The following is a 7,159-nucleotide window of genomic DNA, read 5'->3' as shown; positions in this document are numbered from 1 at the left end:
TTCAAAACTGTATTTTGCCATACAAAAAAACCTCCAAAAGTTAGATTTCTAGGTCTAACTTTTGGGGGTCGGCTCAAAGAACGGCTTTTTTTTATTTATTTTTTTGTTTTTTCAGACGTAAAATGATGAACAGGCAGATTATCAGTAAAAGGATCAATAAACCGATTAAGAGATAAATAAGTTTAGATTCCGTTTTTTTGACGGTTACATCTTTCTCATTAAATGTTTTTGCTTCCTCTTTTGAGATTGTAAATTCTTTCGTAAATTGCCATTTTTTTCCTGAGCCTTCCACAGTCATTGCCAATACATACGTCCCAGCTTCCATTTCATTTTCTTCATAAGGAATAGGGAAATTAAAAATTGAATTGGGCGCCATTTGCATATCTTCTTGTTCTTTCTCTAAAATAACGTTACTTGTTTTCTTATTTTTAACATTTGCCGTTACTTTCATTGATTGAAGATAGGCTGCTTCATGGTTTAGTAGTGTTGCAGAAATAACACTGCGCGCATTTCTTTGCGTCGGTTCAACTTTCTCTAAAGACAATTCAGGTTGCACAACTGTTTCATTTTCTCGAAGTAAAACAGCTACTGTATAGGCATAGCGATTTTCAATTGCTAAGCCGTTTGTATTTTCTTTTTGATTGTCTTTCGTTTCATCGACTTTTTCACTAAACGTGATCCCGCCCGCTAGTTGCCCTGAAAACTCTTCTTTAGGCATCTTCACTCGTAGTTCAACTACTTTTTCACTTTTAGCAGGCAATTCAACACTCTCACCGCCGTCTTTCAGTTGAATGATTTCTGATAAATCTGCTGGTGCAGATTTATCTAATGCTGTCAACGACTCACCATATTCAATCACTCCGTTGCTGTTTGTTGTGGCCGACTTCACACTAACATCAATCACTAAATTTTCATCTGTACTATTGGCCGCTCGAACTTTCAAAATTTGTTCTTGGTCTGGTTTCATCATTAAATCAAAATATGTTTTTGTTTTATCTATTTGGTTTTCTGGAATTTCTGTTTCAACACTAAATCGTAATTCTGCTGCTGAGGTTTCAATCCCAAAAGCAAAGAAATAAAAACTTAGGATCATCAGAATAAAATATCTATTTTTCATTTCGCTCTACACTCCATTTCTATGTAAAGGAGAAAGGCTGAGTTCCCCTCTTACTTTCTCCAAAAAGGTTCTTTTTATACTGGCGTATTAGCTAATGTCCAAGTAATTGTTGTTTTGTAGGCATCGTTTAATTTAACTGATTTACCTGGCACTTTTAATTGAACATCTTTCATTACTTGACGGCCGTCAACTTCAGCAATTGAACTAGCATTGCCGTATAAGTATGACCATTTTCCGGCACCTTGATCTGTTGCGGCTACCATCACGTTATGACTTTCACCCACTGTACCAAAAGTTACGCTCGCTAAACTTGTTGGTGCAGCGCTTTGTCCTGCTGTCACAGCTGAAGCATTTTGAAAGACAATTTCAGTTCCTTCAAGTGTCTGACCTTTTGTAGCAGAAGTAAATGCAGAATTTTGTTTTGCAGATAAAGTCCAGCCTTCTAAAGTTCCACGATTATCTGTAATTTGAGCAAATAATGGACCCGTTTTTTCAACATTATTTTTATCTTTTAAAACTTGTGCTGATGCAAAATAGATTTCATCTTTTGTGCTGATGATATTTTCACCAAAGTTTAAACTTGAAGCATAGTCCAAGGTTAAGGGACCTGTAGAACCTTCATCAACTGGTTTGTCAGGATTTACTGGGTCGATAGGTGTCACAGGATCTTTGCCGTCTTTGTCTTCTGGATCCACTACAGGATTTTTGCTGTTGGGATCTTTTTCATCTGGTGCTTTAAATTTTACAATAGCATCTGTGTCGCGATTAGCCACTTCCTCTGCTTGAACTGGTAGTGTGCCTACCGCGATGGTTGCTAAAATTAAGCTGCTTGCGATGATCATTTTTTTCATGTTAGTGCTCCTTCTCTTCTATTGTTATAGTTTCAATAATTATACGCTTGGTAAATCAGCGATTGTCCATGTTAAAACAGTTCTGTATTGAACAGCATCTTTTGGTGTTGCTCCTGGTACAGTTAATGTGATCGCTGTATTTTTATCTACGCTTTCACCGTCAACTTCCACTTTTTCAATCCCACCGAACGCACTAAGCCAAGTTCCAGAACCTTGACCTTCAGCGGCAGACATCACATTTGATGAATCGCCAGCTACTAAAGTTACTTCATGCGCAGTTGGTGTGACTGCTTTGGAATTAGACACTGCTTTGTTTTGACTTAATTTAATTTCTGAACCGTCTAAAACTTTATTTAATGTTTCTTTTGTCGCTGTTAATTGTGTTTCTTGTTTAACTGTTAAGGCCCAACCGGCATTCGTTCCGCGTTTGTCGGAAATTTGTACATAATTTGGTTTAGGATTAGTCAAATCAGGACCAGAACCGTCTGCCAAGAAAAAGTATTGTGGATTTGCATAATATTTTTCATCTTTATTTGAAATTTTATTTTTGCCAAAGTCTAAACTAGAAGCATAATCGATACTTAGTGGACCAGTTGTTCCTTCATTTGGCTTATTGCCTGTGTCTGGTGTCGTTGGGTCAAAGGGTTCAACAGGTTTTTCGGTATCTGGATTCACTGGATCGACTGGTTTGTTGATAGAGGCATCCGGTGTAAATTCAACGATAGCATTTGATTCATAGTTTGTTTCTTCTGCATTCACTTCTGGTGCAATAGCCACGCCTAAAGTGATAGCAGGGATTGTTGATAAAATAATTTTTTTCATTTTATTGTTCCTTCTTTCTTTTTTTTAAAATAAAACTAGCCATCAAGATGACTATTATTCCGAGATAATTAAACATTTGTTGCTGTTTAGTACCAGTTCGAGGTAAGAAGCCTGAGCCTTTTTGATCAACCGTTTTACTTGTTGAGTGCTTCAATGATTCTCCACTCACTGTTGGTATTGCTTCCGACTGCTTGGGGAAACGCTGTGGTATCTTACCATCTGGTTTTTCTTTGTTGGCTGGTGGCTCATACTCGCCATAAAAAGAAACTTCCGCATTTGTCGGATAGGCATTTGTTTCAGCAAATACATCAACTGATGAAATCAATCCTAATAGCAATACGCCGCTAACTATTTTTTTGATAAGACTCACCCCCTATTTTGCACTGCCATCAGGTACGTCCATCAAGTGCCAAGTTAGTTTTGCTTCGTATTCTTCTGCTTTGGCCGTCCCTCCAGGAACAGATAATAACAACTCTTGGTCATTTTCTTTCCATTGATCAGAAATATTTGTTTCTTGATGTCCATTGACTTGGTTGTGAACAAGAATCGATTGGCCTTCTGGAATGTCCTGTAAGCGATGGTTGGTTCTAAATTTTAAAATATTCGGCAACGTAGCACCTGATTCAGATTTGAAATCAGAAGTAACGGTTAGTGCAAGCGACCAATTATTCCCTGTTTGACGAGTATCCCGTATCACTAATGGTTGATCCATGGAAACAATTGGATATTGGGTCGTGCTACTAGCGATTTGCAGCTCATTCCCAAAGGAAATCGCTGTGGGTACCGTTTTGAACCTGACAGAGCCAACCACAGTGACTGTTAGCGCTAATTCATCAATCTTGTAGCCTTTATCATAGACTTCCACGACCAACTGCTGTTTTCCATAAGTTAGTTCTGGTAATAACAAGGCTTTTTCCTTAAATGTTTTAGAATTAGTGGTTGTTTCATCTGCTAATTTCTGGATTTCTTGGCCCTCTTTTTTGACAATAAATTGTAATCTATTCCCAGCATCGACATCTTGCCAATAAAAAGGCAGGGCTGTTTTTTGAAAGTCATCAATATCGATTGTTTTTTCCATCGACTTTTCTATACGCTCTTTTGACCAAGATAGTTTCGTTTCACTTAAGAAAACTTCTTTGACAGGTTGGACGACTGTTCCAGAAAAGTTCCCTAAGTATGCTTTATCTGTTGATTCCCAGATATAAGAAACGCCTTCATGAGCTTTGGGTAAATTCCATTCAAACAGTCCTTTTGTGGCATCGTAACTTCCATAAGGGCTAATCGTCAGCGGTGGAAATAGTTGACCATCACGAGATACCACCTTATTTTTTAATTGCAGTGGTTTCCCAGCAATATAATCGACAGAAGATAAGATAATCATTTGATTAGATACATCTAGCCCTGTAATGGCCGTTAAGCCTTTTAACGGACTGATATCTGAAATTTGATTTTCTCCCACATCTAAAACTGTTAGATTGAGTGTTTTCTCTAACGGTGCCAAGGAAGAAATTTGATTGTTTCTTGCATACAGTACACGCAGATTAGGAACAGTGCTTAAAGCTTCCAGACTAGCAATCGTTTGATTCATAATACTCAACTCTTCTAGACGTGGCTTATTCGCCAAGGGCGCAATTGTTTTTAATTGATTATTTTCCACATAAAGACGGAGTAGGTTATTTGCTTCCGTAAGCCCATCTAAAGTAGCAATCTGATTATTGGCAGCCCAAATGGTTTCTAAATTACGAAGAGAACGAAGCGGGTCGAAGGAAGTCACTCGATTATTCGGCGTGATTTTTGACGGATGATCTGTCGTATTTTGGATACTTAAATTTTTTAAAGCAGCCATTCCTTCAAGTCCATTTAATGTCGTTAATTGATTGTTCTCAACGTACAAGCCTTCTAAATTAATTAATCCTGCTTGACCTAACGGACTAAGATCAGCTATTTTATTATTTCTCATATATAAAAAACGTAATAGCTTAAATTCACCTTTAGCAAAAGGACTCAAATCTGTTACATTGAGTGAATCTTGAAAAGATAATTCTTCTAAGTTTCTTAGGTATTGAACTCCTTCCACATTAGAAACAACGACATTTTCTAAAATAACTTTATTCAGTTTATCCAATTCTGCTTGGGTGACAGTATTAGAGGTCCGAGATTTGCTTAACTGTTTTCTGATATTTTCCGCAAAGGCTGGATCAGGAAATAGTGTACTGATAGGCGTCGCTTTATCTAAGATAGCACCTGCGTATAATTGGGGCATCATCAGTTGTGCTTCCGTTATCGCTAGTGCTTCATTTGGCGGCTCTTCACTTGTTTCAACAGTCGTTAACTCTTCTGATTGGGGAATCTCCGAACTACTGGTTGCTGAATTTTGCTCTTCTGCCGATGAAGTTTCTGGAATCTTTTCTTCTGAAACAGATGAAACATTTTCTTCACTGGAGGATGCGATTGTTTCGGTCGTTTCGGCGAAAGTTGTTACAGGAAGTAGCAAACTATTAGCCAAAAGTAAGGCACTAACTGCGGAGATGCACATTTTTTTCATAAACTTCACCTCCTGATATTTTCTTAATTATAGTGAATATCAACTGAAAATGGGTTCAATTACGACAAACTGTCCAAATTAATTTGTATAGACAAGACAAAGAGCGCTAAATAGGGTTTTCTACCCCTATTTGGCGCTCTTTGTCGCTAAACACAACCAGAATGTATTATGACAAATTCTCAATTATGCCTAATTTTCTTTTATTTCTTTTAAACTATCCTCTATTTTTTCCAATTGCCCAGCAAAAAATTCTTGTTTGGCTTTTGGTAAAAACAATGTGATAGATAAAAGGATTTGTTCTTTAAAGATTGCCCAATCTGCGAATATTTCTTCATTGGTTAAAATCATTTCTATTTTTTCTGCTATTTTTTTCCAGAGGATCATTCGCCAGTTATTTTCACCCACTTCATATTCTTTAAACATGCTTAATACATGAAGAATATGGGGAACATTTTGGCTGACAATCGCCGCAAATAAAAAATCAATAATTACTTGCTCGATAATTTCTAGCGAGCGAATATCAATAATTTCCCGCTCATTGACAGATTGTAGTACACGAAAAAGTAACGAAGTTGGAAACGGCTGCAAGCCAACGTTTTTTTGTAATGCTAAAAATTTCAAATTAAAAATAGTATACACATCGGCATTAATTAATCGTTCCAGAATCTGATTTTCTAATGCAATAATTTCCTCTTTTGTCACAACCGTTTGAGGGTTAAAAAGATATTCCAACGCCAACATCGAATACATTACTTCTTGCTTTCCTAAAGCAAAAGACGATTTATCATAATACGCCCGATAATCTGCAACGATTCGACTACTTTCTTGAAAATTTTTACTAAAGATTGCTTGATTAAACTGCTCCTTAGCTAAAACTGTTTTGGACATTGGCGTTAATTTTTCTGTCATTTCCATCGGCGAAATAGACAAGATTTCGACAATAATGGCTAAATCCGAAATACGCAATTCACTATTTCCTTGGACAAAGCGTTGATAACTTCGACTAGAAACACCATTTTCATCAAAGACACGCAGAGGAATATTTTTCCCTTTACGAATCCGTTCAATTTCTTCACCTAGCGGCCGATATTCCATATATTCTTTTTGTTTCAAACGAATTACTCCATTTCTCTTTAAATAAGATAGCAACTAAGTTGAACGGTTATTCCCCAATGCTTAAAATTGTGCGAATATCTTCTTCCGTCATTTTCGCTAATTGCTCTTCATTTCCTTGAATCACTTTTTGGAACAGCTCGCGTTTTTCTTGCTGTAAGGAATTCATTTTTTCTTCAACCGTTCCTTCTGCAATCATCCGCCACACTTCAACAACTTTTTTTGTCCCATGCGGTGCGCCCGACCAGCCGCTTGTTCTTCGACTGCGGGATTCCACCATAAATCGTATAAAATAACTGTATCTGCACCAGTTAAATTTAGTCCGGTTCCCCCTGCTTTCAATGAAATTAAGAAGACATCTTTTTCTCCTTCATTGAAGGCATTCGCCATTGTTAACCGATCTTGAGGCTTCGTACTTCCTCGTAAATAAAACGTCTCTAAGCCTAATTCATTCAATTCTTTTTCTAAGATAGAAAGCATACTTGTGAACTGAGAAAATAATAGGACACGACGATTGTTTTCTTTGGCAGCCACTAAAAAGTCTTTGACTTGTTCCACTTTGCCAGAACCTCCCGTGTAATCCTCAATAAACAAACGCGGATCGCAACAGATTTGTCGTAAACGGGTCAAGCCTGCTAAAATACTCATGCGATTTTTCTTGAAGGTCGCCTGATCCATTTGACTGACATCTGCTTGCATTTGTTTTAGATA

6 protein-coding genes and 1 pseudogene are annotated in these 7,159 nt (G+C 37.3%); all 7 read right to left on the bottom strand.

All coding sequences use genetic code 11. The annotated features are described in order from the left end of the window. Positions 1 to 91: 91 nt before the first annotated feature. Complete coding sequence (elrE, locus tag KQI94_RS14960) at positions 92 to 1,117, bottom strand: transmembrane protein ElrE (RefSeq protein ID WP_002368836.1); 1,026 nt, start codon at positions 1,115 to 1,117, stop codon at positions 92 to 94. A 74-nt stretch (positions 1,118 to 1,191) separates the two neighbouring features. Further along, on the bottom strand, positions 1,192 to 1,968 hold the full coding sequence (gene elrD, locus KQI94_RS14955) for a WxL domain-containing protein ElrD (RefSeq protein ID WP_002389792.1): 777 nt from the start codon (positions 1,966 to 1,968) through the stop codon (positions 1,192 to 1,194). 39 nt (positions 1,969 to 2,007) lie between these two features. Next, on the bottom strand, positions 2,008 to 2,790 hold the full coding sequence (gene elrC, locus KQI94_RS14950) for a WxL domain-containing protein ElrC (RefSeq protein WP_002368834.1): 783 nt from the start codon (positions 2,788 to 2,790) through the stop codon (positions 2,008 to 2,010). A 1-nt stretch (position 2,791) separates the two neighbouring features. Then, the gene (elrB, locus tag KQI94_RS14945; RefSeq protein ID WP_002368833.1) at positions 2,792 to 3,160 is read right to left on the bottom strand and encodes an LPXTG anchor domain-containing protein ElrB; all 369 of its coding nucleotides are present in this window, start codon (positions 3,158 to 3,160) and stop codon (positions 2,792 to 2,794) included. A gap of 3 nt (positions 3,161 to 3,163) precedes the next feature. After that, a complete protein-coding gene (gene elrA / locus KQI94_RS14940; RefSeq protein ID WP_002389793.1) occupies positions 3,164 to 5,335 on the bottom strand; it encodes an enterococcal leucine-rich protein ElrA in 2,172 nt (723 codons plus the stop codon). Positions 5,336 to 5,524: 189 nt separating this feature from the next. Next, positions 5,525 to 6,430 (bottom strand): Rgg family transcriptional regulator ElrR, encoded by a 906-nt coding sequence (gene elrR / locus KQI94_RS14935; RefSeq protein ID WP_002389794.1) that lies wholly within the window; start codon positions 6,428 to 6,430, stop codon positions 5,525 to 5,527. A gap of 67 nt (positions 6,431 to 6,497) precedes the next feature. Beyond that, positions 6,498 to 7,159 (bottom strand): annotated as a pseudogene (locus KQI94_RS14930) (C-terminal helicase domain-containing protein); the annotation flags it as partial.

The sequence above is a fragment of the Enterococcus sp. S183_ASV_20 genome, assembly GCF_018919685.1.
In the GTDB taxonomy this organism is placed as follows: domain Bacteria; phylum Bacillota; class Bacilli; order Lactobacillales; family Enterococcaceae; genus Enterococcus; species Enterococcus faecalis.
The sequence above is the reverse complement of the archived record's forward strand: the minus strand, read 5'-3'. Positions and strand labels throughout refer to the sequence as shown.

What these genes read in the sequence shown, in the direction of transcription:
- elrE (WP_002368836.1), bottom strand. Translation starts at nt 1,117, where the DNA reads ATGAAAAATAGATATTTTATTCTGATGATCCTAAGTTTTTATTTCTTT.
- elrD (WP_002389792.1), bottom strand. Translation starts at nt 1,968, where the DNA reads ATGAAAAAAATGATCATCGCAAGCAGCTTAATTTTAGCAACCATCGCG.
- elrC (WP_002368834.1), bottom strand. Translation starts at nt 2,790, where the DNA reads ATGAAAAAAATTATTTTATCAACAATCCCTGCTATCACTTTAGGCGTG.
- elrA (WP_002389793.1), bottom strand. Translation starts at nt 5,335, where the DNA reads ATGAAAAAAATGTGCATCTCCGCAGTTAGTGCCTTACTTTTGGCTAAT.
- elrR (WP_002389794.1), bottom strand. Translation starts at nt 6,430, where the DNA reads ATGGAATATCGGCCGCTAGGTGAAGAAATTGAACGGATTCGTAAAGGG.